Annotated in this window: 25 protein-coding genes; 10 read left to right on the top strand and 15 right to left on the bottom strand. The window is 73.3% G+C overall.

Translation table 11 applies throughout. The annotated features are described in order from the left end of the window. Positions 1-53 precede the first annotated feature (53 nt). Positions 54-1,337, top strand: coding sequence for a thymidine phosphorylase (locus tag ACZ4VF_RS17710; RefSeq protein ID WP_467926871.1), 1,284 nt, complete (start codon positions 54-56; stop codon positions 1,335-1,337). Between the two features lie 95 nt (positions 1,338-1,432). Further along, positions 1,433-2,017, top strand: a complete 585-nt coding sequence (locus tag ACZ4VF_RS17705; protein WP_467926870.1) for a Uma2 family endonuclease — start codon at positions 1,433-1,435, stop codon at positions 2,015-2,017. A gap of 7 nt (positions 2,018-2,024) precedes the next feature. Here ACZ4VF_RS17705 and ACZ4VF_RS17700 read toward each other — a convergent pair whose 3' ends face one another. Both ACZ4VF_RS17700 and ACZ4VF_RS17695 read right to left on the bottom strand, forming a co-directional pair. Then, on the bottom strand, positions 2,025-2,945 hold the full coding sequence (locus ACZ4VF_RS17700; RefSeq protein WP_467926868.1) for an AEC family transporter: 921 nt from the start codon (positions 2,943-2,945) through the stop codon (positions 2,025-2,027). A 33-nt stretch (positions 2,946-2,978) separates the two neighbouring features. Further along, positions 2,979-3,590 carry a hypothetical protein gene (locus tag ACZ4VF_RS17695; protein WP_467926867.1) on the bottom strand — a complete coding sequence of 204 codons (612 nt, stop codon included), beginning with the start codon at positions 3,588-3,590 and terminating at the stop codon, positions 2,979-2,981. A gap of 88 nt (positions 3,591-3,678) precedes the next feature. Here ACZ4VF_RS17695 and ACZ4VF_RS17690 point away from each other — a divergent pair, with 88 nt between their 5' ends. Further along, the gene (locus ACZ4VF_RS17690; RefSeq protein WP_467927365.1) at positions 3,679-4,065 is read left to right on the top strand and encodes an STAS domain-containing protein; all 387 of its coding nucleotides are present in this window, start codon (positions 3,679-3,681) and stop codon (positions 4,063-4,065) included. On the opposite strand, the gene ACZ4VF_RS17685 is transcribed toward ACZ4VF_RS17690, so the two are convergent. Both ACZ4VF_RS17685 and ACZ4VF_RS17680 read right to left on the bottom strand, forming a co-directional pair. Beyond that, the gene (locus ACZ4VF_RS17685; protein WP_467926866.1) at positions 3,949-4,962 is read right to left on the bottom strand and encodes a sigma-70 family RNA polymerase sigma factor; all 1,014 of its coding nucleotides are present in this window, start codon (positions 4,960-4,962) and stop codon (positions 3,949-3,951) included. The two genes, ACZ4VF_RS17690 and ACZ4VF_RS17685, sit on opposite strands and share 117 nt — an antisense overlap. A 209-nt stretch (positions 4,963-5,171) precedes the next feature. Further along, a complete protein-coding gene (locus tag ACZ4VF_RS17680) occupies positions 5,172-6,500 on the bottom strand; it encodes an MFS transporter (protein ID WP_467926865.1) in 1,329 nt (442 codons plus the stop codon). 63 nt (positions 6,501-6,563) lie between these two features. On the opposite strand from ACZ4VF_RS17680, the gene ACZ4VF_RS17675 reads away from it, so the two are divergent. Next, entirely contained in the window at positions 6,564-7,526 is a 963-nt protein-coding gene (locus ACZ4VF_RS17675) for a LysR family transcriptional regulator (protein ID WP_467926864.1), read from the top strand. An 81-nt stretch (positions 7,527-7,607) separates the two neighbouring features. On the opposite strand, the gene ACZ4VF_RS17670 is transcribed toward ACZ4VF_RS17675, so the two are convergent. Continuing rightward, complete coding sequence (locus ACZ4VF_RS17670) at positions 7,608-8,369, bottom strand: alpha/beta hydrolase (RefSeq protein WP_467926863.1); 762 nt, start codon at positions 8,367-8,369, stop codon at positions 7,608-7,610. A 134-nt stretch (positions 8,370-8,503) separates the two neighbouring features. Between ACZ4VF_RS17670 and ACZ4VF_RS17665 the strand changes: the two genes are divergently transcribed. Together ACZ4VF_RS17665 and ACZ4VF_RS17660 are read left to right on the top strand one after the other, a co-directional pair. Next, positions 8,504-9,667, top strand: a complete 1,164-nt coding sequence (locus ACZ4VF_RS17665; RefSeq protein WP_467926861.1) for an adenosine deaminase — start codon at positions 8,504-8,506, stop codon at positions 9,665-9,667. A gap of 151 nt (positions 9,668-9,818) precedes the next feature. Further along, entirely contained in the window at positions 9,819-10,202 is a 384-nt protein-coding gene (locus tag ACZ4VF_RS17660) for an ATP-binding protein (protein ID WP_467926860.1), read from the top strand. Between the two features lie 76 nt (positions 10,203-10,278). Here the strand turns inward: ACZ4VF_RS17660 and ACZ4VF_RS17655 are convergent, their stop codons facing one another. From ACZ4VF_RS17655 to afsQ1, 5 genes are all read right to left on the bottom strand, one after another. Then, on the bottom strand, positions 10,279-10,479 hold the full coding sequence (locus ACZ4VF_RS17655) for a PspC domain-containing protein (RefSeq protein ID WP_467926859.1): 201 nt from the start codon (positions 10,477-10,479) through the stop codon (positions 10,279-10,281). 86 nt (positions 10,480-10,565) lie between these two features. Then, a complete protein-coding gene (locus tag ACZ4VF_RS17650; RefSeq protein WP_467926858.1) occupies positions 10,566-11,165 on the bottom strand; it encodes a VanZ family protein in 600 nt (199 codons plus the stop codon). A gap of 108 nt (positions 11,166-11,273) precedes the next feature. Further along, on the bottom strand, positions 11,274-11,873 hold the full coding sequence (locus tag ACZ4VF_RS17645) for a hypothetical protein (protein WP_467926857.1): 600 nt from the start codon (positions 11,871-11,873) through the stop codon (positions 11,274-11,276). Continuing rightward, positions 11,870-13,459 carry an ATP-binding protein gene (locus tag ACZ4VF_RS17640; RefSeq protein ID WP_467926856.1) on the bottom strand — a complete coding sequence of 530 codons (1,590 nt, stop codon included), beginning with the start codon at positions 13,457-13,459 and terminating at the stop codon, positions 11,870-11,872. The genes ACZ4VF_RS17645 and ACZ4VF_RS17640 overlap by 4 nt, the downstream gene beginning before the upstream one ends. Then, positions 13,456-14,133: a two-component system response regulator AfsQ1 gene (afsQ1, locus tag ACZ4VF_RS17635; protein WP_026248263.1), complete on the bottom strand. Its 678-nt coding sequence runs from the start codon at positions 14,131-14,133 to the stop codon at positions 13,456-13,458. The genes ACZ4VF_RS17640 and afsQ1 overlap by 4 nt, the downstream gene beginning before the upstream one ends. A 251-nt stretch (positions 14,134-14,384) precedes the next feature. Between afsQ1 and ACZ4VF_RS17630 the strand changes: the two genes are divergently transcribed. After that, on the top strand, positions 14,385-15,125 hold the full coding sequence (locus ACZ4VF_RS17630; protein WP_467926854.1) for a SigE family RNA polymerase sigma factor: 741 nt from the start codon (positions 14,385-14,387) through the stop codon (positions 15,123-15,125). Positions 15,126-15,368: 243 nt separating this feature from the next. Here the strand turns inward: ACZ4VF_RS17630 and ACZ4VF_RS17625 are convergent, their stop codons facing one another. Then, the gene (locus tag ACZ4VF_RS17625) at positions 15,369-15,971 is read right to left on the bottom strand and encodes a uridine kinase family protein (protein ID WP_467927364.1); all 603 of its coding nucleotides are present in this window, start codon (positions 15,969-15,971) and stop codon (positions 15,369-15,371) included. Between the two features lie 161 nt (positions 15,972-16,132). Here ACZ4VF_RS17625 and ACZ4VF_RS17620 point away from each other — a divergent pair, with 161 nt between their 5' ends. After that, complete coding sequence (locus tag ACZ4VF_RS17620; protein WP_467926853.1) at positions 16,133-16,534, top strand: hypothetical protein; 402 nt, start codon at positions 16,133-16,135, stop codon at positions 16,532-16,534. Between the two features lie 131 nt (positions 16,535-16,665). Here ACZ4VF_RS17620 and ACZ4VF_RS17615 read toward each other — a convergent pair whose 3' ends face one another. The 3 genes from ACZ4VF_RS17615 to deoC are packed head-to-tail and all read right to left on the bottom strand — an operon-like array spanning position 16,666 to position 19,944. Beyond that, on the bottom strand, positions 16,666-17,550 hold the full coding sequence (locus ACZ4VF_RS17615; protein ID WP_467926852.1) for an aldehyde dehydrogenase family protein: 885 nt from the start codon (positions 17,548-17,550) through the stop codon (positions 16,666-16,668). Continuing rightward, positions 17,543-18,979 carry an aldehyde dehydrogenase family protein gene (locus tag ACZ4VF_RS17610; RefSeq protein WP_467926850.1) on the bottom strand — a complete coding sequence of 479 codons (1,437 nt, stop codon included), beginning with the start codon at positions 18,977-18,979 and terminating at the stop codon, positions 17,543-17,545. Before ACZ4VF_RS17610 ends, ACZ4VF_RS17615 begins: the two co-directional genes overlap by 8 nt. 5 nt (positions 18,980-18,984) lie before the next feature. Continuing rightward, entirely contained in the window at positions 18,985-19,944 is a 960-nt protein-coding gene (gene deoC, locus ACZ4VF_RS17605; protein WP_467926849.1) for a deoxyribose-phosphate aldolase, read from the bottom strand. 136 nt (positions 19,945-20,080) lie between these two features. Between deoC and ACZ4VF_RS17600 the strand changes: the two genes are divergently transcribed. Both ACZ4VF_RS17600 and ACZ4VF_RS17595 read left to right on the top strand, forming a co-directional pair. Beyond that, positions 20,081-20,782 (top strand): PH domain-containing protein, encoded by a 702-nt coding sequence (locus ACZ4VF_RS17600; protein ID WP_467926847.1) that lies wholly within the window; start codon positions 20,081-20,083, stop codon positions 20,780-20,782. Positions 20,783-21,103: 321 nt separating this feature from the next. After that, positions 21,104-22,822, top strand: a complete 1,719-nt coding sequence (locus ACZ4VF_RS17595; RefSeq protein WP_467926846.1) for a hypothetical protein — start codon at positions 21,104-21,106, stop codon at positions 22,820-22,822. A 197-nt stretch (positions 22,823-23,019) separates the two neighbouring features. On the opposite strand, the gene ACZ4VF_RS17590 is transcribed toward ACZ4VF_RS17595, so the two are convergent. Beyond that, entirely contained in the window at positions 23,020-24,651 is a 1,632-nt protein-coding gene (locus ACZ4VF_RS17590; RefSeq protein ID WP_467926845.1) for a phospho-sugar mutase, read from the bottom strand. Positions 24,652-24,795 lie beyond the last annotated feature (144 nt).

Raw genomic sequence — 24,795 nt, 5'->3', positions numbered from 1 at the left:
CCCGCTCGCAGGGGGGCCGCACACTTCGCACCAACGGAAGGAAGCCCTCAGCCATGGCCATGGACGCCATCTCCGTCATCCGCACCAAGCGGGACCGCGGCGAGCTGACCGACGAGCAGATCGACTGGGTCATCGACGCGTACACCCGCGGCGAGGTCGCCGACGAGCAGATGTCCGCGCTCGCCATGGCGATCCTGCTGAACGGCATGAACCGCCGCGAGATCGCCCGCTGGACCGCGGCCATGATCGCCTCCGGCGAGCGCATGGACTTCTCCTCGCTGTCCCGCCCGACGGCCGACAAGCACTCCACGGGCGGCGTCGGCGACAAGATCACCCTCCCGCTGGCGCCCCTCGTGGCGGCCTGCGGCGCGGCCGTCCCGCAGCTGTCCGGCCGCGGCCTCGGCCACACCGGCGGCACCCTGGACAAGCTGGAGTCGGTCCCCGGCTGGCGCGCCCTGCTCTCCAACGAGGAGATGCTGCACGTCCTGGACACCACCGGCGCGGTGATCTGCGCGGCCGGTGACGGCCTGGCCCCCGCGGACAAGAAGCTGTACGCCCTGCGCGACGTCACCGGCACGGTCGAGGCGATCCCGCTGATCGCGTCCTCGATCATGTCCAAGAAGATCGCGGAGGGCACCGGTTCCCTGGTGCTGGACGTGAAGGTGGGCACGGGCGCCTTCATGAAGACGATCGAGGACGCCCGGGAGCTGGCCTCCACGATGGTGGGCCTCGGCACCGACCACGGTGTGAAGACGGTCGCGCTGCTCACCGACATGTCCACCCCGCTCGGTCTCACCGCGGGCAACGCCCTGGAGGTCCGCGAGTCGGTCGAGGTCCTCGCCGGCGGCGGCCCCGCGGACGTCGTGGAACTGACCGTCGCCCTGGCCCGCGAGATGCTCGACGCGGCCGGCATCAAGGACGCCGATCCGGCGAAGGCCCTCGCCGACGGCTCGGCGATGGACGTCTGGCGCCGGATGATCGCGGCGCAGGGCGGCGACCCGGACGCCCCGCTGCCCACGTCGAAGGAGCAGCACGTCGTCAAGGCACCGGCCTCCGGTGTCCTGACCCGTCTCGACGCCTACGACATCGGCGTCGGCGCCTGGCGTCTCGGCGCCGGCCGGGCCCGCAAGGAGGACCCGGTGCAGGCAGGCGCGGGCATCGAGATGCACGCCAAGCCGGGCGACACGGTGACGGAGGGCCAGCCCTTGCTGACCCTGCACACCGACACCCCGGAGCGGTTCGACTACGCCCTCCAGGCGGTGGAGGGCTCCTACGACATCGCGGCCCCCGGCACGGACTTCACGGCGTCGCCAGTGGTGCTGGAACGTATCGCCTGACCTGCAGTTTCCTCATCCGGGTGAACGGGACCGGTGGACCTCCGCCGGTCCCGTTCGGCATGCTGGGATCGGTGACGCACCGATAGGAGACCGCCATGAGCGCACTCACCGTCAGCCATGACTCCGACCAGAACTGGGACGACCTCGTCCGGTACTGGGAGGAGATGGAATGGCCGGAGGGCAGCAAGGTGGAGATCATCGAGGGGATCATCACCGTGTCACCTGCTCCCGCGTCCCGCCACAACGTGATCGCGGAACGTATCCAGCGTCGCCTCTACTCCGTGATCCCCGAAGAATGGGGGATCTACCAGACACTGGCCATTGCCGTGCCGTCGCGGCTGGGCATGCTCATCCCGGATCTGCTGGTGGCTCCGGTGCGGGAATGCGCCGAGTCCGACTCGCACATCCCCGCCGCCCTCGCGGAACTCGTCGTCGAGGTGACCTCCAAGTCCAACGCCGGCCACGACCGCGTCAGCAAGCCCGCCGCCTACGCCACCGCGGGCATCCCGCTGTACCTCCTGGTCGACCGCTGGGCGCCCGGCGGACCCACCGTGACGCTCTACGGGGAGCCGAAGGGCGACGTCTACCGCGTGCTCAAGGCGGTCAAGTTCGGCGATCCCGTCGAGCTGCCGGAGCCGTTCGGCCTGACCATCGACACCGGCGAGTTCCCCGTCGACTGATCCGGCGTCACCCCAGCACCGCCGCCACCCCCACCAGCACCGGTACGGACACCACCGTCGACAGCAGCACCGACTCGCGGGCCAGGGACTCGGCGACGCGGTAGCGGCTGGCGTAGGTGAAGAGGTTCTGGGCGCCGGGCAGGGCGGCGGTCACCACCGTGTCCAGCAGGGCGTGGCCGTGCAGGCCGAACACGCAGCGGGCCAGCGCCCAGGCCACCAGTGGCTGGCCCAGCGACTTCAGTGCCACGGACAGCAGCACCAGCCGGCTGTCCCGCCCCCGGCCGGGTGCCGGGTTGCCGTGCAGGGACATGCCGAAGGCCAGCAGGGCCGCCGGGACGGACATGTTGCCCAGCACGGTGAGGGGGTTCAGGAGCGGGCCGGGCAGCTGCCAGCCCGCTGCCGACACCACCACCCCGGACACGGAGCCGACGGCGATCGGATTCCGCAGAGGCGTCAGCAGGCGCCGCCACACCGTGCCCCTCGCGCCCGTCCCGGACAGGTCCAGGACCGTGAGGGCGACCGGTGCGACCAGGACGACCTGGAAGAGCAGCACCGGCGCCACCAGCGACGCGTCGCCCAGCACGTACGCGGCGATCGGGATGCCGAGGTTGCCCGAGTTGACGTAACCGGAGCACAGCGCACCGATCGTCGTACGGGCCAGCCCCCAGCGCCGTACCACCCCCACCGCGACGAAGGCCCCGGCGACCGCGGCCGTACTGAGGGCCGTCACCAGCAGCCGCGCGGAGAACAGGACCGACAGGTCGGCCCGGGCGAGGGTGGTGAAGAGCAGCGCGGGGCCCGCGAGGCTGAAGGCGAGCCGCGTCAGCACCTCCCCGCCCTGCGCGCCGAGCGTCCCGCGCAGCCCGAGGACATAGCCCACCCCGATGACGACCGCGATCACCGCGAACCCGCTCAGCACCCCCGTCACAGGGCCCACCCTGCGGGGCCGCGGGTGAACCGGTCAATGTGATCCCCGAGACGCCCGGACGCACCCCGAGGCGGCCGACACGGCGAGGCGGTCGTACGGGTACGTCGCGATGCGGAGGGTCGCGCCGCCGTCCGGCGGGGTCGCCGTCAGCGTGACGCTCCCGTCCGCGCTCGTGTCCGCGGTGATCCTCCAGCCGCGCTCGGCCAGCGTGGTCCGGGCCCGCCGCAGAGCCGACTGCCCCGCCTGCGCCGTGACCCCTTTGAGGGCCCACTCGGTGCTGACGACGACCACACCCGGCACGCTCGGCGGTGTGTCGTGGAGCTGGTCGAAGAAGTGGCTCAGGCCTCTGTACGGGCAGTCCTCCTCCACCTTCCGTCCGGCCCCGGGCCAGTCGGCGTCCAGCTCGGCGCGCGGCAGGCCGAGCGCGTCGCGCACCTCCTGGGTGCGCTGGTCCAGCCGTCGGGCCGTGGCGGCGGGGTCGGCGACCGGGTACGAGCCGCCCTCGACGAACGACCCGGTCCGCCATCCCGGGACGAGGGCCACCGCGACCACCCCCGACACGGCGAGGGTCACCGCGCGCCGTCGCCTGCGGCGGGCCCGGGCGAGACGCGCGCGGTACTGCGGGGAGTGCGGTTCGGGTCTCATGCGCGGCATGTTGGTACACGCCACCCGGTCCGGGCATGAGCACGGCTACTCAGCAGAGCCGCCCGGCGACCCGGCGCCCCGCCCCGCGATGAGTTCCGGCCGCGCCCTCGGTCTACCGCACGTGGATGCCGAGACCCCCGTCGTGCTGGTGCTGTCCGGGCCCGTTCGCCGGGACGAGGTGGACGGGCTCTGTGCCGAGGTGCGGGCGTTGCTGGAGGGCAGCGGGGAGCGGGTGGTCGTGTGTGATGTGGGTGGGCTCGGACCGCCGGGACTGGCGGCCGTCGATCTGCTGGCCCGGCTGGAGCTGTCCGCCCGCCGGGCCGGCGGACGGATTCGGCTGCGGGACGCCGGCCCCGCGCTACACGCCCTTCTCGACCTCGTCGGCCTCCGCTTCCAGGTGGAGGGGCAGGCCGAAGAGCGGGAACCAGCGCTGGGTGTCGAGGAAGCAGTGGAAGCCGGTGATCCGGCCGTCTGAGATCTCCAGCACCTGCACCGCCCACGGGGTGAACCCGCCGTTCTCCGGGTCCGGCTTGTAGTGCGCGAAGCCCGGCAGGCCGTTGGCCTGGACCGGCAGCAGCCGGGAGCCGGCGCAGGAGGCGCCGACGGTGGTCATGAAACCGGTGATGTCGGCGGTGCCGCGCAGCCACAGGTCGAACGGCGGCATCGTCATGACGGCGTCCTCGTGGAGCAGCGCCGTCAGCGCCGCCATGTCATAGCCCTCGAAGGCCTTGACGTACCGCTCCAGGAGTTTCAGCTGCTCCTCGTCGAGCGGATCGGACACCGCCCCCTCGGCTCCCGCGTCCCCGCGCTCCGCCAGCGTGGCCCGGGCCCGCTGCAGCGCGCTGTTCACCGACGCGACCGAGGTGTCCAGCAGCTCGGCCACCTCGCTCGCCTTCCACGCGAGCACCTCCCGCAGGATCAGCACCGCCCGCTGCTTGGGCGGCAGCTGCTGCAGGGCCGCCATGAACGCGAGCCGGACCGTCTCCTTGGCGACCGCCGCCTCCGCGGGGTCCTCCACGGTCGGCAGCACGCGCGCGTCGGGCATCGGCTCCAGCCAGGTGTGGTCCGGACGCGGCGAGAGCGCCGCCCGGGCGAGCGGGGTCGCCTCCGTCAGGTCCATCGGCCGCGCCCGCTTGCCGCCCGCCTTCAGCATGTCCAGGCACACGTTCGTCGCGATCCGGTACAGCCACGAGCGCAGGCTGGAACGGCCCTCGAACGAGGCGTGGCTCCGCCAGGCGCGCACCAGGGTGTCCTGCACCGCGTCCTCGGCCTCGAAGGAGGAGCCGAGCATCCGGTAGCAGTACCCGGTCAGCTCGGTCCGGTGCTTCTCCAGTGCGACGTCGAGATCCGCCGTCGCCGTGCTGTCGCCCATCGTCCACCCACCCCTGTGGCCGTTCCTGTGGCGCGCCGTCGCGCCCCAGCACCTTGGAAGCTACCGCAGGGGACTGACAATGGCCCCCGGAGTCCGGAAACGTGCAGGTGGGGAGGGGGGCGCCCAGTGGCTCGGGAGGCGCGGGGCGCCGACGGGCCCGGCGTCGGCGTGGTTGCCGGCGCAGGCCCCCGCGCGCCTTCCCGGCGCCCTCAGCGCGCGTCGGCCACGACCGGGCCCCGCGCCGCCACCCGCGCCGCCCGGGAGCCCAGGGCGGTGATCGTGACGACGCCGAGGACCGCGAGCAGCCCGACACCGACCGTGCCGCCCCAGCCGTCCGCGTGGAAGGCCAGCGCACCGGCCGTGCTGCCGACGCTGGAGCCGACGTAGTACGCGGACTGGTACAGAGCCGACGCCTGGGCGCGGCCGTGCGTGGCCGTCTTGCCGACCGCCGAGGACGCCACCGCGTGCCCGGCGAAGAAACCCGCCGTGATCAGCACCAGGCCCAGCAGGACCAGGACGAGGGAGGCGGTCAGGCTCAGCAGCAGCCCCGCCGCCGTCGTACCGCCCGCCAGGTACAGCGCGCCCCGGCGGCCCAGCCGGCCCACCAGCCGGCCCGCCGTGGACGCGGACACCGTCCCCACCAGGTAGACGAGGAAGATCGAGCCCACGATGCCCTGCGGCAGCCCGAACGGCGCCGCCGTCAGCCGGTAGCCGATCACCGTGTAGACGCCGCCGAACACCGTCATGAACAGCGCGCCGATCGCGTACAGACGGCGCAGCAGCGGATCGGAGAGGTGGGCGCGGACCGTGCCGAGCAGGACCCGCGGGCGCAGCGACCCCGCCGTGAAGTGCCGCGGGGCCGGCAGCAGCAGCCGGAACGCCACCGCGCAGACGACCGCGAGCCCACCGATCACACCGACCGAGACCCGCCAGCCCCACTCCTGCGCGACCCAGCCGGTGATGACCCGGCCGCTCATACCGCCGACGCTGTTGCCGGCCACGAACAGCCCGATCGCCGTGACCAGCGCCTTGGGCCGCACCTCCTCGGCCAGGTACGCGGTCGCCGACGCCGGCAGCCCGGCCAGCGCCGCGCCCTGCACCCCGCGCAGCACCACCAGCGCGCCGAGCGACGGGGCGAACGGCACCAGCATGCCGACCGTCACGGCCACGGCCAGCGACGCGGTCATCACCGTACGGCGCCCGAAGCGCTCCGACAGGGCGCTCATCGGCAGGACGAACAGGGCCAGTCCGCCGGTCGCCGCCGCCACGGTCCAGCTCGCCTCGCTCGCCGCGACCCCGAACTCCCCGGAGATCAGCGGCAGCAGCGCCTGCGTGGAGTAGAGGAGGGCGAAGGTCGCGACTCCGGCGAGGAAGAGGGCGAGGCTCATCCGGCGGTAGCCGGGGCCGCCCGGGGTCATCCGGGAGTCGGAGGCGACCTCGCAGGAGGGCACCGAAGGTGCCGGAGCCGCGGAAGGTACGGAAGGGGCGGGCGAGACGGCGTCCACGTGCGTGGACGCCCCGGTACTGGCGGGAGACATGCCTCGACCGTACGGACATCCCCTCTCATGCGTCCAATGCATGGAAACGCCATAATCGTTCCCATGGTGCATCAGCAGAGGTCACAGGCGTGGCTGTCACCGTCCGGTGACACAGAAGACACGGCCGCGATGGCGAGGCTGCTCGCGCCCCGCCTCGCCTACTTCGCCGGCGTGGCCCGCACCGAGCACGTCACCCGGGCCGCGCAGGAGATGAACGTCCCGCAGTCGACCCTGTCCCGGGCGATGGTCCGCCTGGAGCAGGACCTGGGCGTCGACCTGTTCGCCCGGCACGGCCGCACGGTCTCCCTGACCACCGCCGGCCGCACCTTCCTCGCCTCCGTCGAGCGGGCCCTCGCCGAGATCGAGCGCGCCGCCGAGGAGGTCCGCGCCGACGCCGACCCGGCCACCGGCAAGGTCGCCTTCGGTTTCCTGCACACCATGGGCGCCGAGACGGTACCCGGACTGCTGCACGCCTTCCGCGCCGATCACCCGCGCGTCCGCTTCAGCCTGGTCCAGAACTACGGCGAGGCGATGCTGGAGCGGCTGCGCGCCGGTGAACTGGACCTCTGCCTCACCTCGCCGGTCCCCGACGCGCCCGACCTGGTCGCCCGCCGCCTGGACGAGCAGAAGCTCCGCCTGGTCGTCCCCGCCGACCACCGCCTCGCGGCCCGCCGACGCATCCGCCTGGCCGAGGCCGCCGAGGAAACCTTCGTCACCCTGGAACCGGGCTACGGCCTGCGCCGCATCACCGACGACCTGTGCCGCCGGGCGGGCTTCCGTCCGAGGGTCGCCTTCGAGGGCGAGGAGGCGGAAACCCTGCGGGGCCTGGTGGCGGCCGGCCTCGGTGTCGCGCTCCTGCCCCCGCCGACCGTCCCCCGCCCGGGAGTGGTGGAACTGACGGTGACGGCCCCGAGAGCGGCCCGCGAGATCGGTGTCGCCTGGCTGGCCGACCGCCCCGACACCCCACCGGTGGCGGCCTTCAAGAAGTTCCTGCTGTCGCGACGGGGCAACCTGCTCCCGGCCTAGGGACAGCCGGGCGAGGGACGCGGGGAGCCGCGCGACGAGCCACGGCACATCCCCGCCCTCGACACCGCGGCGCCCCGCCCCCTACCGCCGCAACGACTTGCCGAACCCCGCGGCCAGCGGCATCCGCAGCCCGATCGGCGGCGGCGCGGCCAACGCGTCCTCGACCGGGCGGGACACGCAGTGCCCGAACAGCGCGCCCATCGCGAAGTCCACCGCCAGACACCGCACCTCGTCCCGGTGCCCGTGCAACCCGTGACCGTCGGAGTGCACCTCGAACCGGCACACCTCCCGGTTCACCTTCTTCGCCCGCGCCGCGAACCGGAACGACAGCTCGGGATCGGTGCGTTCGTCGTTCGTGCCGTGCGCGATCAGCACCCGGCGCCCGACCAGCTGCTTCACCGGCTCGGCCGGCGCGGCGACGTCCTCCTCCGGCAGCCAGGGCGCCAGCGCCACCACGGAGTTGACCGCCTCGTGGCCCCCGGACCGGAGCGCCGCGCGGGCGCCCATGTCCACGCCGGCCAGGCAGACGGGCACGTCCCCGTACCGTCGTACGACCTCGTCGGCGGCCCACTCGGCGTCCGCCGCCAGATGGGCCTCGCTGCCGTTCCAGCCGCGGTAGCGGTAGTGGACGGCATGGACGGCCAGCCCCTCCGACCGGCCCGCGCGGGCGAGCGCGCGGCCCAGGGAGCGCAGGAGGGTCATCGCCCGGACGGGGGACGGCCGGCGGGCGGAGACCTCCTCCCCGCCGGGGAGCAGCAGCACCGCTCCGCTCACCGACGTCGGCTCCCGGCCGACTGCCCTTCCCAGCCTGGCCGTTCGGACCGGCGTCGCTTGCTGTCCCATGACAGAACAGTGTCAGAAGGCGCGGTGTACCAAACCCGTCCGTGGGGTCACCGTTGCGTATCGACGGAAAAGCGCCGGAAAACAGCTGCCGCGCACTCCGGGTCCTCTACGCGCGTAGGCGTTAGAGTGCGGAAATGACGAGCCAGACCGCACCGACCGGGAACGCCCCCACCGAGGACCAGATCCGCCGGGCGCCCAAGGTACTGCTGCACGATCATCTCGACGGCGGGCTCCGCCCCGGCACCGTCGTCGACCTCGCCCGGGAGACCGGCTACTCGGAACTGCCCGAGACCGATCCCGACAAGCTCGGGATCTGGTTCCAGGAGGCCGCCGACTCCGGCTCGCTGGAACGGTATCTGGAGACCTTCCGGCACACCGTCGCCGTGATGCAGACCCGGCAGTCGCTGGTCCGGGTCGCCCGGGAGTGCGCCGAGGACCTCGCCGAGGACGGGGTCGTCTACGCCGAGGTGCGGTACGCGCCGGAACAGCACCTCGACGGGGGCCTGACCCTGGAAGAGGTGGTCGAGGCCGTCAACGAGGGGTTCCGGCAGGGCGAGCGGCTGGCCCGGGAGAACGGGCACCGGATCCGGGTGGGCGCCCTGCTGACCGCCATGCGGCACGCGGCCCGCTCCCTGGAGATCGCCGAACTCGCCAACCGCTACCGGGACTCGGGCGTGGTCGGCTTCGACATCGCGGGCGCCGAGGCCGGTCACCCGCCCACCCGGCACCTGGACGCCTTCGAGTACCTCAAGCGCGAGAACAACCACTTCACGATCCACGCCGGCGAAGCCTTCGGACTGCCGTCCATCTGGCAGGCGCTCCAGTGGTGCGGCGCCGACCGGCTCGGCCACGGGGTGCGGATCATCGACGACATCGAGGTCCGCGAGGACGGCTCGGTCACGCTCGGCCGGCTCGCCTCCTACGTCCGCGACAAGCGGATCCCGCTGGAGCTGTGCCCCAGCTCCAACCTGCAGACCGGGGCCGCGTCCTCCTACGCGGAGCACCCCATCGGGCTGCTGCGCCGGCTGCACTTCCGGGCCACCGTGAACACCGACAACCGGCTGATGTCGCACACCACCATGAGCCGGGAATTCGAGCACCTCGTCGAGGCGTTCGGTTACACGCTCGACGACCTCCAGTGGTTCTCCGTCAATGCGATGAAATCAGCGTTCATTCCTTTCGATGAACGACTCGCGATGATCAATGACGTCATCAAACCCGGATACGCCGAGCTGAAATCCGAATGGCTGTTCCGGCAGACGGCGTCCACCAGCGGTTCTGCCGGTGGCGAGGACTAGTTCACCGGATTCTCCCGGCCCGGAACGCGGACGCACTTTCACAGGGCGTCCGCATTTCGGTGTTTGCGGGGGACGGTCGGGGATGTTTACGGTCGTGGACCGCTCAGATCGTTCGTGATCCCCCGTCTCCGCATACAAGGACGCATTCACCATGAAGCAGTCTGCTGCCAAGACCCTCGGTGTCGCCGCCCTCGGCGCCGCTTTCGCCGCCGCCGGTGCGGGCGTGGCGAGCGCGGCCCCGGCCAGCCCGGACGCCGGCCAGACGCTGGACACCGTCACCAGGACGCTGCCGCCCGGGCAGGTCGTCGAGGCGCTGCCGGACAGTGGCCCGGTGAAGACGCTCAAGCCGGTCGCCGAGCGCGGGGTCGCCGCGGCGCTGCCGGCCGCGAAGAAGGGGGCGGCCGCCGCGCAGCCCGTCGCCGAGAGCGTCGTCGCCGAGGGCCCGACCAAGCCGGTCGCCGGTCTGCTCGGCGGACTGCCGCTGAAGGGCCTGCCCACGCACGGCGTGCCGATCAACGGGATCCCGGTCGGCTGAGCCCGGCCCTCCCTCCGCCGCGCGGGGCGCCCCGGTACGTCCGGACGCGCCCCCGTGGCGTACCCGCGCCCGGAGGTCACCAGGCCGTGCGGGCCTTGTCCTCGGACGGCAGCAGCAGCCACAGCGCTATGTAGAGCAGGAACTGCGGGCCCGGCAGCAGGCAGGACAGCAGGAAGATCACCCGCATGGTCGTGGCCGAGGTGCCGAAACGCCGGGCCAGCGCGGCGCAGACTCCGCCGATCACGCGGCCGTGGGTGGGGCGGGCAAGGGCGGTCATGTCGGCTCCTCCGTGGTCGTCGGCCCGCTGCCGATCCTGTCGGTGCGAGCCGGTGGCGGGCCCCGTGCGGGACCTCTCAACTGCTTTCAACAGTACGGAGACGAAGGGGACGAAGCATCACTCCAAGGGGCGATCCCGACCCTGGGAATCGTCGGGGTACGGCCCTGAGACGGCTCCTCCGGGACGGTGACCGCCGTCCCGGCCGCACCGGGCTCCCGCACGTCCCGCCGCCGCAGCCGGGCCCGTCCCGCCGGTACGACGGCCACGTGGGCCAGGACGACGCCCACCGTGTTCAGCAGCAGCGAGTCGACGTCCACGACGCGGCCCGGCACACCGGTCTGCAACAGGGCGATGCCGAGGGAGATCAGCGCGCCGGCCGCGGCCGTACGCAGCAGCGACGCGAGAGGCGAGACGGTGAGCCTGCCGTGGGCCAGGGGCAGCAGCACGCCCAGCGGCGCGAGCAGCGCGAGCCCCTCCCCCAGGGTTCTGGCCGCCCCGGGCCAGCCCAGCGCCAGGTCGGCCCTGATGCCGGCCAGGGGACGCAGGTTCGGGGGCATCACCCAGGGGACGTCCAGGGGACGCAGCATCAGCCAGGCGACGAGGGCGAGGTGTGCGACGAGGAGGACACCCCCTGTCACACGGACGCGGATCGCGGCGCTGCCGCCGATGGAGCCTTGACGCTGCACGAACCCCTAGACGCGGGGGCCGGCGTGATTGGTTCCGCCACGGAATCTTTTCGGCGGGCGACAGGGTGCCGGGGGAGGGGGGACCGGCGCCGATCCGGACGAGACCCCCTAGCCGCCCACCGCCTCCCCGGACGGCGGCTGCGTGCTGCCCGGGTGGTCACGGAGCTCGTCCGTGCACTCGTAGCGGCGCAGGGGGCCCGCGGGGCCGCCCAGGATGACCGAGCCGTCGTCCTCCGTGGCCGCCGAGTCGGACAGGGTGCACACCAGCTGTGCCAGGGCGTAGGAGGTGAGCCGCGAGGGCGGCGTGCTGAGGCGCAGCGTGTCCTCGGGGTCCTTCGGGCGGGGCCCGCTCACACCGAGGCCGCCCGGCACGTACGTCGTGTACCCCGCGGAGCGCTCCGCCGGGTACGGCGACTTCGCGAGCTGGTCCAGCAGGCCCTGCGCCACGATCACCCGGCGCCGGGCGTCCGGTGTGCCCTCCGGGACCCGCACGGTCCGGTCGACGGCCACCAGGGACGCCCCGCACAGCAGGAAGACCTGCACCGGCACCCCCCGGCCGGCCTCCGTGGACACGTCGGGCCCGGCCAGCGTGCACGGCACCCGCGACGGTGCCGCCCCGAAGTCGGTCGGCACCTCCGTGGCCCGGATGCCGCAGCCGGTGAGCAGCGCGCCCAGGAGGGGCAGCGCCAGCAGCCGTCGTACGGTCATGACCCCTCCTCTCCTGAGCTGTCTCTGTCGGTCCTGGTGTCCTCGGCGCCCTCGGCGCCCTCCTCGGTCAGCCGTGAAGAGTCCCGTGGCAGCCGCAGTGTGAACACCGCGCCCCCGTCGGGCGAGTTCGCCGCGGTGATCTCGCCGCCGTGGATGTGGGCGTTCTCCAGGGCGATGGAGAGGCCCAGTCCGCTGCCCTCGGAGCGCGGCCGGGAGGCGCTCGCCTTGTAGAAGCGGTCGAAGACGTGCGGGAGGACGTCTTCCGGGATGCCCGGCCCGTGGTCGCGGACCCGGATCTCGATCGAGTCGTCCGCCTCCCGGACCGACACCCGCACCGGCGAGCCGCCGTGCTTGAGGGCGTTGCCGATCAGGTTGGCGAGGATGACGTCCAGGCGGCGCGGGTCCAGCTGGGCGTGGATGCCGCGCTCGGCGTCCAGCTCCACCGCGTCCAGCCAGGCGCGGGCGTCGATGCAGGCGGTGATCTGGTCGGCGATGTCGACGTCGTCCAGGACCAGCCGGGCGGTGCCCGCGTCGAAACGGGTGACCTCCATGAGGTTCTCGACCAGGTCGTTCAGCCGCCGGGTCTCGCTGACCACCAGCCGCACGGCCGGCTCGATCATCGGGTCCATGCTGCCGGTCTCCGCCTCCAGCTCCTCCTCCAGCACCTCCGTGACGGCGGTGATGGCGGTGAGCGGGGTGCGCAGCTCGTGGCTCATGTCGGCCACGAAGCGGCGGGACGCCTCGTCCCGCGCGGCCATCTCGGCGACCCGCTGCTCCAGCGCCTCGGCCGCGTTGTTGAAGGTCCGGGACAGGTCGGCGAGTTCGTCGGTGCCGGAGACCCGCAGCCGGGTGTCCAGCTTGCCCTCGCCGAGGCTCCGGGCGGCCACGCCGAGCCGGTGCACCGGCTTCAGCACGGTCGTGGCGGCGGCCTGCGCGAGCAGCGCGGCACCGATCAGCGCGAGCCCGGTGGCGATGCCCAGCGACCAGGCCAGCGAGTTGAGGTCCTTGGCCTCCGGCTCCAGGGACTTCGCCATGTAACCGGTCGGACCGCCGCCGATGACACGCGTCCCCGCGACCAGGTACGGCGTGCCGTGGTCCACGACCCGCTGCCAGTACAGGTGGTACGTCTCCTTGTTCGAGTCGGTCACCTTCTGCCGCTTGGTCACGGCGGTGCGCAGCGACTCGGGCACGTCCTCCAGCGCGAAGCCGTTGATGCCGCCGGAGTTGCCGTACACCGTCTTGCCCCCGGCGTCCTCGGCGACGAGCAGCACGCTGAAGCGCTGGCTGCTGGCGGCCATCTGGCCCGCGGCCCGCTGCAGCTGGTCCTGCGTCGGATGCTCGGGCAGCGCGCCCGCGCGGTTCTGCATCTCCTGCCGGAAGTCACGCAGCACCGCGTCCTGGGCGCGGGTGAGTACCGCCTCCCGGTTGAGCCAGTAGGCGATGCCCGACGCCGACACCGCGGCGGTGAGCGCCACCAGACCGAAGACCAGCACCAGGCGCAGCCTCAGGCTGGTGAACCTGAGCCGCGACAGACTTCCCCTGCGCCCCGCGGCCCAGCCGCGCAGCCCCCCTCGCGTATCGGTCACTGAGGCGCGTCCAGGCGGTAGCCGACACCACGGACGGTACGGATCAGCGTCGGGGACGAGGGCACGTCCTCGACCTTGGCGCGCAGCCGCTGCACACACGCGTCGACCAGGCGCGAGTCACCGAGGTAGTCGTGCTCCCACACCAGCCGCAGCAGCTGCTGCCGGGACAGCGCCTGACCGGGCCGCCGGCTCAGCTCCAGCAGCAGCCGCAGCTCGGTCGGGGTCAGCTGGAGGTCCTCGCCGTTCTTCGTCACGGTCATCGCCGACCGGTCGATGACGACGTTGCCGAAGGTCGCCGAGTCGCTGGACTCGCGCTCGCCGCGCCGCAGCACGGCCCGGATCCGGGCGTCGAGCACCCGGCCCTGCACCGGTTTGACGACGTAGTCGTCGGCCCCCGACTCCAGGCCGACCACGACGTCGATGTCGTCGCTGCGCGCGGTCAGCAGGATGATCGGCAGCTGGTCGGTGCGCCGGATGCGCCGGCACACCTCGAACCCGTCGATGCCGGGCAGCATCACGTCCAGCACGATCAGGTCCGGCCGCTGCTCGCGCAGCAGCTTCAGACCGTCCTCGCCGCTGGCAGCGGTGGCCACCCGGTGCCCCTGGCGCGTCAGGGACAGCTCCAGGGCCGTACGGATGGCGTCGTCGTCCTCGATCAGCAACAGGGAAGGCACGGGCTCATTCTGGCCCATGGAGGGGGTGCCGTACGACCTTCCGGTCACCTCCTGTCGGCGCGGTCCCCGTAGCGCCGTCACCTGTGCGCCGTGTGTGACCTGACAGGGCGGGACCCCTGTGACAGGTCTGTGACAGTCGACGGACACGTCCATGAAGTCACCCCGGCAGTCTTTTCGTCACGGGCCGGACGGGGAGCTGGAACCGGCCCGGCAAGACCGAGTCACCGGAAGTCCACGACGGGGAGCGCGAGATGAACACGCTGCACAGCATCAGCACCAGCGCAGTGGTCACGCGTCTGCACGACGTGCACCGGGGATCCGAGAAGTCCGGTGCCGTGAGCGGGCGGGGGTGCGCTCGCGGCACCGGGCGTCAGCACACCGCTCATGCGCAGCAGGGCCTTCAGCCCTACATGACGGTGGTCGACGGGGGAGCCGCGTACAGGGAGGACTCGGGGGAGCGCCGCTCGCTGACGGAGGCGGAGTTCACCGCCTACGTCCAGGAGCGCCGCGCCTCCCTGTACGCCACCGCCTACCACCTGACCGGTGACCGCTTCGAAGCCGAGGACCTGCTGCAGAGCGCGCTGTTCTCGACGTACAGGGCGTGGGAGCGGATCAGCGACAAGGCGGCGGTCGGCGGTTACCTCCGCCGCACCATGACCAACCTGCACATCAGCGCCTGGCGGCGCCGCAAGCTCAACGAGTACCCGACCGAGGAACTGCCGGAGACGCCCGGCGAGACGGACGCGATGCGCGGCACCGAGCTGCGCGCGGTCCTGTGGCAGGCGCTGGCCCGGCTGCCCGAACTCCAGCGCACCATGCTGGTCCTGCGCTACTACGAGGGCCGCACGGACCCGGAGATCGCGGAGATCCTCGGCATCAGCGTCGGCACGGTGAAGTCCAGCATCTGGCGCTCGCTGCGCCGGCTGCGCGAGGACGAGGTCCTCAGTTTCGGCCGTGACCAGGAGGACGCCTTCGGCGAACTGGTCGCCTGAAGGTCCCGGGGGACGGGGGAGACACGGGGGAATCGCGGGGGCCGCGGGGGACCACTGGGGGGTGGGCCTTCGGGGGAAGAACCGGGGGAAACGGGGAAAAGGGGGAAAACGGGGGGAACGGGGAAACGGGGGGCGAGCACGGGGGAGCAACGGGAAAAAAACGGGGCTGGTGGGCCGGGGGGCCTGCCAGTCCCGCTCTCGTGCGTCCGCGCGGGGCTTCTCGCGTGTCCGTGCGTACGGGGCCTAGGCCGGCGTCTCCTGGCGTGCCTGCCGGCCCGCCGCCGCTGCCGCCAGCCTGCTCAGCGCCTCGTCCCGGTCGCACGGGTGCGCGCCGAGGGACACCTGGCGGGAGACGATCGTGCGCTCCGCCCGCATCAGCCGCCAGCCGCGGCGCAGCAGGAACGGCACCGACTTACGGCCCTCCTTCAGGTCGCGCACGAAGCGCCGCCGGAAGGTGGTGACCGGGCCGCGGGACAGGCACAGCGCGTCCGCGAGCACGCCCAGTTCCCGGCAGCGCTCGACGATCTCCGCGGCGAAGATGCCCTCCGCGATGAACAGCGGGGTGCTGCCGATGTGCAGCGTCTCCTCGCCGGTGCGGGCGCTCAGCCCCAGGTCGTACACCGGCACCGGGGTGGACCCCGTCGCGCACAGCCGGGTGATGGCCTCGACGGCCACGTCCGCGTCCCACGACTCCGGGTGGTCCCAGTCGATGTCCGAACTCCCCTGCACCAGGGGCAGGGTCGGGTCGTCACCCTCCTTGTAGAAGTCGTCCAGGCGCAGCACGGGGAGCCCGGAACGGGCGGCGACGAGTGACTTGCCCGAGCCCGAGGGGCCGCACAGCAGCACGACACGGGCGGGGAACGGGGGATGAAGGCTCACGGAACACCAGTTTGACGCATCGCGGCCGCCCTGCCGACCCCGCGGGTCGGCTTTTGAGCGTGAGCCTGACCTCAACTACCCTTCGTGTCGACCTCATTACCCAGCGCACCAGAAGGTTGGCACCAGCGATGGCCCGACACACCTCTCCCGAGCACCCGACCGCGCGGCGCGCCCTGGTCGCCCTCCTGACCGCCGGAGCGGCCCTGGGCGCGGGCGCGGCCACGGCGTCCGCCGACTCCCTCCCCGGCGTGGGCGTCAACTACCGGCCCGTCGACATGGGCAACATCGACCCGCAGGCCGGTACGCGCGCCGCGACGGGCATCGTCGGCTACGTCACCGGCCCGGTCGCCGGCCTCAAGCCCAACCCGCTGGCGGGCACGGGCGTCGACCCGCTGGACAACGGGGTGGGCACCCAGCTGGCCGACTTCCAGCCGGTCGGCTCCCAGACGCTGACCCGCCCCCTGGCCCAGGCGCCGTCGCTCGGCAGCGTCCCGGTGCTGGGACAGGCCCTCGGAGCCCTGGGCCGCTGAGAGCGCCCCGCAGCGGAGCGGGGCGGCGCGGGGCGGCGTCCAGGACGCGGCTTCGCCGCGGGCGCGCCGAGCGACGACGCACCCGCGGTCGGCGGACGGCGGCAGGTCCCCCTTCGAGGGCCCGGGGCCCGTCAGTAGGAGGAACCGCCCGCGCCGAGCGACCCCGTCGGGTGCCACACCGTCTTCGTCTCCAGGAACGCCGTCATGCGGTCGATGCCCGGGGTCGCGAAGTAATCCACAGGCTGTGGACGCAGGACGCGCTTGAGGTTGTCCGCCGCGGCGATCTCCAGCTCCTTCGCCAGCGCCTCGTCCGCGCCCGCGAGGTCGATCGCGTTGACGTCCTGGTGCGCGGCGAGCGGCGCCGCGATCTCCGCCGTACGGCCGGAGAGGACGTTGACCACACCGCCCGGGACGTCGGAGGTGGCCAGCACCTCGCCGAGGGACAGGGCGGGCAGCGGGGCCTTCTCGGAGGCGATCACGACGGCCGTGTTGCCGGTGGCGATCACCGGGGCCACGACCGAGACCAGGCCGAGGAACGACGACTCCTGCGGGGCCAGGACGGCGACCACGCCGGTCGGCTCCGGGGAGGAGAGGTTGAAGTACGGGCCCGCGACCGGGTTGGCGCCGCCGATCACCTGGGCGATCTTGTCGGTCCAGCCCGCGTACCAGACCCAGCGGTCGATCGTCGCGTCCACGACGGCCGCCGCCCTGGACTTCGACAGGCCCTCCGCGTCGGCGACCTCCCGGACGAACTGCTCCCTGCGGCCCTCCAGCATCTCGGCGACGCGGTAGAGGACCTGGCCCCGGTTGTAGGCGGTCGCGCCGGACCAGCCGCCGAACGCCTTGCGCGCGGCCACGACCGCGTCACGGGCGTCCTTGCGGGAGGACAGGGGTGCGTTCGCCAGCCAGTTGCCCTTTGCGTCGGTCACCTCGTACACCCGGCCGCTCTCGGAACGCGGGAACTTCCCGCCGACGTACAGCTTGTAGGTCTTGAAGACGGACAGACGGTCAGACATCGAGGTATGCCTCCAGGCCGTGGCGGCCGCCCTCGCGGCCGAAGCCCGACTCCTTGTAACCGCCGAACGGCGAGGTCGGGTCGAACTTGTTGAAGGTGTTGGACCAGACGACACCCGCGCGCAGCTTGTTCGCCACGGCCAGGATCCGGGAGCCCTTCTCGGACCAGATGCCGGCCGAGAGGCCGTACTGGGTGTTGTTAGCCTTGGCGACCGCCTCGTCCGGGGTGCGGAAGGTGAGGACCGACAGCACCGGGCCGAAGATCTCGTCGCGGGCGATGGTGTGGGCCTGGGTGACGTTCGTGAAGAGCGTCGGCGCGAACCAGTAGCCGGAGGACGGCAGCTCGCAGGCCGGCGACCAGCGCTCGGCGCCCTCCGCCTCGCCCCGCTCGGCCAGCGCGGTGATCCGGGCCAGCTGCTCGGCGGAGTTGATCGCGCCGATGTCGGTGTTCTTGTCCAGCGGGTCGCCGAGGCGCAGCGTGGACAGGCGGCGCTTGAGGGAGTCCAGCAGCTCGTCGTGGACCGACTCCTGGACCAGGAGGCGGGAGCCCGCGCAGCAGACCTGGCCCTGGTTGAAGAAGATCCCGCCCACGATGCCCTCGACGGCCTGGTCGATCGGGGCGTCGTCGAAGACGATGTTGGCGCCCTTGCCGCCCAGTTCGAGGGTGAGCTTCTTGCGCGTGCCGGCGACCGTGCGGGCGATCTCCTTGCCGACCGCGGTCGAGCCGGTGAAGGCGACCTTGTTCACGTCCGGGTGCGCGACCAGCGCGGCGCCCGCGTCGCCGTAGCCCGGGAGGATGTTGACGACACCCTTGGGCAGACCGGCCTGGCGGCAGATGTCCGCGAAGAACAGGGCCGACAGGGGGGTGGTCTCGGCGGGCTTGAGCACCACCGTGTTGCCGGTCGCGAGCGCCGGGGCGATCTTCCACGCCAGCATCAGCAGGGGGAAGTTCCAGGGGATGACCTGGCCGGCCACGCCCAGCGGCCGGGGGCCCGCGCCGAACCCGGCGTGGTCGAGCTTGTCGGCCCAGCCCGCGTAGTAGAAGAAGTGGGCCGCCACCAGCGGGAGGTCCGCGTCGCGGGTCTCCCTGATCGGCTTGCCGTTGTCCAGGGTCTCCAGGACCGCCAGCTCGCGGCTGCGCTCCTGGACGATCCGGGCGATGCGGAACAGGTACTTGGCGCGCTCGGAGCCGGGCAGCGCCGACCACGTCTCGAAGGCCTTGCGGGCGGCCCTGACCGCGCGGTCGACGTCCTCGGCGCCGGCCTGGGCGACCTCGGAGAGGACCTCCTCCGTGGACGGGGAGACCGTCTTGAAGACCTTGCCGTCGGCGGCCTCGGTGAACTCGCCGTCGATGAACAGGCCGTAGGAGGGGGCGATGTCGACGACCGAGCGGGACTCGGGCGCGGGTGCGTACTCGAATGCGGATGCCATGGGGATCAGTCCACCGTCACGTAGTCGGGGCCGGAGTAGCGGCCGGTGGCCAGCTTCTGACGCTGCATCAGCAGGTCGTTCAGGAGCGAGGAGGCGCCGAAGCGGAACCAGTGGTTGTCCAGCCAGTCCGCGCCCGCGGTCTCGTTGACCAGGACCAGGAACTTGATGGCGTCCTTGCTGGTGCGGATGCCGCCGGCCGGCTTCACGCCGACCTGGACGCCGGTCTGCGCGCGGAAGTCGCGGACCGCCTCCAGCATCAGCAGGGTGTTGGCGGGCGTGGCGTTGACCGCCACCTTGCCCGTCGAGGTCTTGATGAAGTCGGCGCCGGCCAGCATGCCGAGCCAGGAGGCGCGGCGGATGTTGTCGTACGTCGACAGCTCGCCGGTCTCGAAGATGACCTTCAGCCGGGCGCTGTCCCCGCAGGCCTCCTTCACGGCGACGATCTCGTCGTACACCTTCAGGTACCTGCCGGACAGGAACGCGCCGCGGTCGATGACCATGTCGATCTCGTCGGCGCCGGCGGCCACGGCGTCACGGACGTCGGCCAGCTTCACGTCGAGGGCGGCACGGCCGGCCGGGAAGGCGGTGGCCACCGAGGCGACCTTCACGCCCGAGCCGGCGACGGCCTCCTTGGCGACGGCCACCATGTCGGGGTAGACGCAGACCGCGGCCGTCGTGGGCGTCGTGCGGTCGGTGGGGTCGGGGTGGACCGCCTTGGCGCCGAGCGCCCGGACCTTGCCCGGGGTGTCCGCGCCTTCCAGCGTCGTCAGGTCGACCATCGAGATGGCGAGGTCGATGGCGTACGCCTTCGCGGTCGTCTTGATGGAACGGGTTCCGAGAGAGGCGGCGCGCGCCTCCAGGCCGACCGCGTCGACGCCGGGCAGCCCGTGGAGGAAACGGCGCAGCGTGCTGTCGGACGCGGTCACGTCACTCAGGGCGTGTGCGGCGGGTGCAGTACTGGGCATGGTCACCAGACGAGCATATCTACGCGCGTAGCTGCTGTACACCCCCGCTGCTCACAACGGTTCCCGACATCACGGATGAGCGCCGGTTCCCGGGCGCGTGGCCGCGCCGTCGGCCCTGTCGTGCAGAATCGGGGCCATGACCACCCCGGATCACCCGTCACCCGCGTCACCGCCCCCGGCGCCCGTCGCCAAGGACCGGGCCTACCGCTCGCCCCTCGGCCTCGCGGGTGGCGTACTGCTGCTCCTGGTCGTCCTGTGGCTGGGCTTCGACGCCCTGGTCAAGGGCCACGGCCGGACCCCGTGGCTGGCGCTCGCCGGGCTCATCCTGATCGTGCCGGTGGTCATCGCCTTCACGCTCCGCCCGGCGGTCTTCGCCAACGAGGAGCGGCTGCGCGTCCGCAACCCCCTGCGGGTGATCACCCTGCCCTGGGGCGAGGTCGCCTCCCTGCGCTCCGGCTACTCCAACGAGGTCGTCGCCAAGTCCGGCACCAAGTACCAGCTGTGGGCCGTCCCCGTCTCGCTACGCGCCCGCAACAAGGCGGCGCGCCGGCAGCAGCGGGCGGCGGCGGACGAGGCCCGGGGCGTGACACCGGGCGGCCGGGGCGGTGGCCTCGGCCCGGGCGTCCTCGGCCTCGGCGGCTTCGGCCTGCGCGGCCCCGACACCGGGCCGACCCGCGCGGAGACCGACAAGGTCGTGGACGAGCTGCGAGAACTCCTGGACCACCGGGCGGAGGCCGAGTCGGCCCAGGGCGAGGTCAGCGTGCGCTGGGCCTACGAGGTGATGGCCCCGGCGGTGGCGGGGGCCGTGCTGCTGGTGATTCTGGTGGCCCTGGGCTGAGACCCGTCGGGGGAGCGGGCGGGGGTTGTCCGCGGGTGTTTTCGGGGTGGGGTCCGGTCGGGGCAGTAGGCCCTTCACGGGTGCCTTCGGGGTGGGGTCCGGCGGGGGACGGGTGCTCTTGGGCTGGTGTCCGCCGGGGAGCGGCAGGGCCCTTCGCGGGTGGTTCCGGGGCGAGCGCCCCGGGAGCGCGGCGTCCACGGGGTGGTTCCGAGGACCGCCGGGGAGCGGGCCCTCCGCGGGTGCTTTCGGGCCCAGGGCAGGCCCCGGGGCCGTAGGCCGCCCTTCGCCGCTGTCGAGTGTCTGGAACGTGACTGGAACGTGATGAGTACGCCCCCCGGACCGCCGTCGCCCCTGCCGCTGCCCGCCGAGGCGGTGCCCGACGGCTGCCGCTCCTGGAACGGTGAGCACGCCCGCCGCTGGCTCGACGCGCTGCCGTCCCGCCCGGTGCCCCTGCCCTGCCGGAGCCGGCAGCTGCTGACCGCCCTGTGCGCCGCCGTGGCGGCCACGGCGCTGCTGGTGCTGCCCGCAGGATGGCAGCCGTGGGCGGCGGCGCTCCCGGCGCTGCACGGGCTGTGGCTGTACGCGCGCCCGGAGATCGTCCCCGTGTCCGCGCCCGTGGTCGCGGTGCTGCTGGCGGTCCTGCGGCCCGGGACCAGCCGGGCGGAGACCGTCGCCGCCGTGGTCTTCCTGGCCCTGGTCTGGGCGGCTGCCGTGCCCCGGCTGCTGGCCCGGCGCCGGCAGCGGGACCGGGCGAGGGACGCGGCCGCCGGCATCACCGCGCCGCTGCCGGACACCGGAGGCCCGCTGCACCGCGGCCGGTTCCTCACCGTGTGCGGAGGCGTCCTGCTCGCGCTGGGGATCGCTGCCGTCGCCGTCGTCCCGGCCCCCGCGTCCGACCCGTCCGAGGCGGCGCGGGTGCTGCCGGCGCTCGCCTGGCTGGTCGCGGGACAGGGCCTGACCACGCTGGTCTCCGGTCTGCTGGGCCGCCGCCGGGCCGCCGCCCTGGGCGCGGCGCCGGCGCCCGTGCTGCGGGTGCTCGTGCGCGAGGGCGCCGACGGCGACAGCGAGGTGTTCGCCGCCGACGACACGGCCGCGCTGCGCCCCCTGTTCAAGGTCGCCGTCACCGAGGCCTCCGGGGACGCCGGGAAGACCGGGAAGACGGGGGAGACGGGGGAAAAGGGGGAAAAGGAGGCAGGGGACGACGAGGAGGAGCTGGACGACTTCCTGGCGCGGCTGGACCGGGAGGGTCCGGGGCCGCTGCGGGAGGCCCTGCTGTACGGCGTGCCCTGCGACGGCGCGGAGATCCTGCTGGTCACGGCCGTCGAGGCGGCGGACGGGCCGCCGGTCGTGGAACGGTCGTCGGGGCCCGTACGACCGCTGTCCGAGGCGACCGTACGGCGGCTGCTGACCGCGCGGAAGCGCCGGGCGGCCCGGGAGGCGTCGCACGCCGAGCTGCGCCGGGCGGCCGGGGAGGCCGTCGCAGCGCAGCGGGAACCGCGGACGAGGGACGGCGCCCCCGCGGGGATACGCCAGTGGCGGGCGGGGCTGCTGGACCGGCTCCGTGCGCTGCTGCTGGTGCTGTGGGCCGGCGTCGTCCTCTGGGACGACACCGGAGGCTGGCGTCACGCGCTCGGCGTCCTCGCCGGATGCGTCGGCGCGCTCTGGCTGCCCCACTGGGTCGCCTGGCGGATCACGGCCGACCGGGACGGGCTGTGGCTGCGCGGGCTGCGCGGACCCCGGCTGCTGCCCTGGGACGAGATCAGGACCGTCGACTGCACCGGCACCGAGCTGAAGGTGGAGAGCCGGCGGGCCTCCTTCACCGGCTGGTCGGCGCACGCGCCCCGCTGGCCGTGGCTGGAACGCAGGTTCGGGCTCCTGCACCCCTACGAGCGGACCGCCGGGGAGATCACCGCCCTGTGGCGCGACCCGTCGCTGCGTCCCACCGTGCCGGCCGACCGCGGTCAGCGGGGCCGGCCGCTGTGGCCCCTGGCGCTGGTGGCGGTGGCCGCCTGGGCGGCGGCCCTGCTGTTCCTGTCCTGAGCCCGGACATGCCGCAGGGGCGCCCCGGGGGGCGCCCCGTGTCGGGCGGCGGGAGCGCGGGCCGCACCGCTCGGGAGCGGACCGTCGGCGGCCGGTCCTGCCGGCCGCCGGCCGGTGGCCCCGCCGTTCCCGTCCTGCGGACGGGCGGCGGGGCCCGGCGCCGCGGCGGTGTCCGCTCGCCCCGGGACGCCCGCCGGTCAGATGCCGGCAGCCGCCGACAGGTCGCGCTTGACGGCCGTCAGCAGCTCGGCCGCGCGGGTGCGGGCGGCCGGGAGCGCGTCGTGCGCGGAGACCGGTACGACGACCTCCAGGTAGCACTTCAGCTTCGGCTCGGTGCCGCTGGGGCGGACGATGACCCGGGCGCCGTCCAGCGTGTAGCGCAGGCCGTCCGTGGGCGGCAGCCTGTCCGTGCCCCGGGTCAGGTCCTCGGCCCGGACGATCGGCAGGCCGGCCAGCTCGGTCGGCGGCTGCTCGCGCAGCCGGCGCATCGCGTCCGCGATCAGGGAGAGGTCCTGCACGCGCACCGAGAGCTGGTCCGTGGCGTGCAGACCGTGCTCCACGGCGAGGTCGTCGAGCAGGTCGAGGAGGGTACGGCCCTCCTCCTTCAGTCCGGACGCCAGCTCGGTGATCAGCAGTGCGGCGGTGATGCCGTCCTTGTCGCGCACGCCCTCCGGGTCCACGCAGTAGCCGAGGGCCTCCTCGTAGCCGTAGCGCAGGCCGTCGACGCGGGCGATCCACTTGAAGCCGGTCAGCGTCTCCTCGTACGGCAGGCCCGCCTTCTCGGCGATCCGGCCGAGCAGGGAGGAGGAGACGATCGACTCGGCGAAGGTGCCCCGGGCGCCGCGGCGGACCAGGTGGGCGGCGAGCAGGGCGCCGACCTCGTCACCGCGGAGCATGCGCCAGTCGGCGCCGTCCCTCACGGCCACGGCGCAGCGGTCGGCGTCGGGGTCGTTCGCGATGACCAGGTCCGGGTCGGTGGCGCGGGCCCGGGCGAAGGCCAGGTCCATCGCGCCCGGCTCCTCCGGGTTCGGGAACGCGACCGTCGGGAAGTCCGGGTCGGGGTCGGCCTGCTCGGCGACCAGCACCGGCTCGGGGAAGCCGGCACGGGCGAACGCGGCCAGCAGGACGTCCTTGCCGACACCGTGCATGGCCGTGTAGACGGTGCGGGCGGTGCGCGGGGAGGCGGGGTCCAGGACGGCGTCCGTGCGGGCGAGGTAGGCCTCCAGCACCGACTCGTCCAGGATCTCCCAGCCGCTCTCCGGGCGGGGCACGTCGTGCAGGGAGGCGATCGCGTCGATCTCGGCGGCGATCTCCGCGTCGGCGGGCGGCACGATCTGGGAGCCGTCGCCGAGGTAGACCTTGTAGCCGTTGTCGCGGGGCGGGTTGTGGCTGGCGGTGACCTCCACGCCCGCGACCGCGCCGAGGTGCCGTATGGCGAAGGCCAGGACGGGGGTGGGCAGGGGGCGCGGGAGGACGGCCGCGCGCAGGCCCGCACCGGTCATCACCGCGGCGGTGTCCCGGGCGAAGTCGGCGGACTTGTGGCGGGCGTCGTAGCCGATGACGACGAGCCCCCCGGCCCGGCCCTTGCCCTTCAGGTAGGCGGCGAGGCCGGCGGCGGCGCGGATGACCACGCTGCGGTTCATGCGCATCGGGCCGGCGCCCAGCTCGCCGCGCAGGCCGGCGGTGCCGAACTGGAGCGTGCCGGAGAAGCGGGCCGACAGTTCGTCCGTGTCGCCGGCCTCGATCAGCTTGGCGAGTTCGTCACGGGTCTCCGTGTCCGGGTCCTCGGCGAGCCATGCCGTGGCCCGGGCCATGAGATCGTCGTGCACCTTGGGATCAACCCTCTCCGTGTTTGCCTCGTCCACCGGGGGCACCGCCCCCGGGCACCCGTTCGCCCGCCCGCCGGCCGACTCGGCCGGCCACGGAGCGAACGGGCGCGATCGTGTCACCGGCGTGGACCGGCGGCCCGCTCG

Source organism: Streptomyces sp. NPDC029151, from assembly GCF_055564315.1.
This window is presented reverse-complemented; position numbering and strand designations above follow the sequence as displayed.

Coding starts and splice junctions, on each gene's coding strand:
- ACZ4VF_RS17655 (WP_467926859.1), bottom strand. CDS start 10,479: ATGACCGCCCTTGCCCGCCCCACCCACGGCCGCGTGATCGGCGGAGTC.
- ACZ4VF_RS17610 (WP_467926850.1), bottom strand. CDS start 18,979: ATGGCATCCGCATTCGAGTACGCACCCGCGCCCGAGTCCCGCTCGGTC.
- ACZ4VF_RS17615 (WP_467926852.1), bottom strand. CDS start 17,550: ATGTCTGACCGTCTGTCCGTCTTCAAGACCTACAAGCTGTACGTCGGC.
- deoC (WP_467926849.1), bottom strand. CDS start 19,944: ATGCCCAGTACTGCACCCGCCGCACACGCCCTGAGTGACGTGACCGCG.
- ACZ4VF_RS17670 (WP_467926863.1), bottom strand. CDS start 8,369: ATGGGACAGCAAGCGACGCCGGTCCGAACGGCCAGGCTGGGAAGGGCA.
- ACZ4VF_RS17665 (WP_467926861.1), top strand. CDS start 8,504: ATGACGAGCCAGACCGCACCGACCGGGAACGCCCCCACCGAGGACCAG.
- ACZ4VF_RS17630 (WP_467926854.1), top strand. CDS start 14,385: ATGAACACGCTGCACAGCATCAGCACCAGCGCAGTGGTCACGCGTCTG.
- ACZ4VF_RS17675 (WP_467926864.1), top strand. CDS start 6,564: ATGGTGCATCAGCAGAGGTCACAGGCGTGGCTGTCACCGTCCGGTGAC.
- ACZ4VF_RS17600 (WP_467926847.1), top strand. CDS start 20,081: ATGACCACCCCGGATCACCCGTCACCCGCGTCACCGCCCCCGGCGCCC.
- ACZ4VF_RS17690 (WP_467927365.1), top strand. CDS start 3,679: ATGAGTTCCGGCCGCGCCCTCGGTCTACCGCACGTGGATGCCGAGACC.
- ACZ4VF_RS17645 (WP_467926857.1), bottom strand. CDS start 11,873: ATGACCGTACGACGGCTGCTGGCGCTGCCCCTCCTGGGCGCGCTGCTC.
- ACZ4VF_RS17620 (WP_467926853.1), top strand. CDS start 16,133: ATGGCCCGACACACCTCTCCCGAGCACCCGACCGCGCGGCGCGCCCTG.
- ACZ4VF_RS17660 (WP_467926860.1), top strand. CDS start 9,819: ATGAAGCAGTCTGCTGCCAAGACCCTCGGTGTCGCCGCCCTCGGCGCC.
- ACZ4VF_RS17705 (WP_467926870.1), top strand. CDS start 1,433: ATGAGCGCACTCACCGTCAGCCATGACTCCGACCAGAACTGGGACGAC.
- ACZ4VF_RS17680 (WP_467926865.1), bottom strand. CDS start 6,500: ATGTCTCCCGCCAGTACCGGGGCGTCCACGCACGTGGACGCCGTCTCG.
- ACZ4VF_RS17685 (WP_467926866.1), bottom strand. CDS start 4,962: ATGGGCGACAGCACGGCGACGGCGGATCTCGACGTCGCACTGGAGAAG.
- ACZ4VF_RS17710 (WP_467926871.1), top strand. CDS start 54: ATGGCCATGGACGCCATCTCCGTCATCCGCACCAAGCGGGACCGCGGC.
- ACZ4VF_RS17695 (WP_467926867.1), bottom strand. CDS start 3,590: ATGAGACCCGAACCGCACTCCCCGCAGTACCGCGCGCGTCTCGCCCGG.
- ACZ4VF_RS17595 (WP_467926846.1), top strand. CDS start 21,104: ATGAGTACGCCCCCCGGACCGCCGTCGCCCCTGCCGCTGCCCGCCGAG.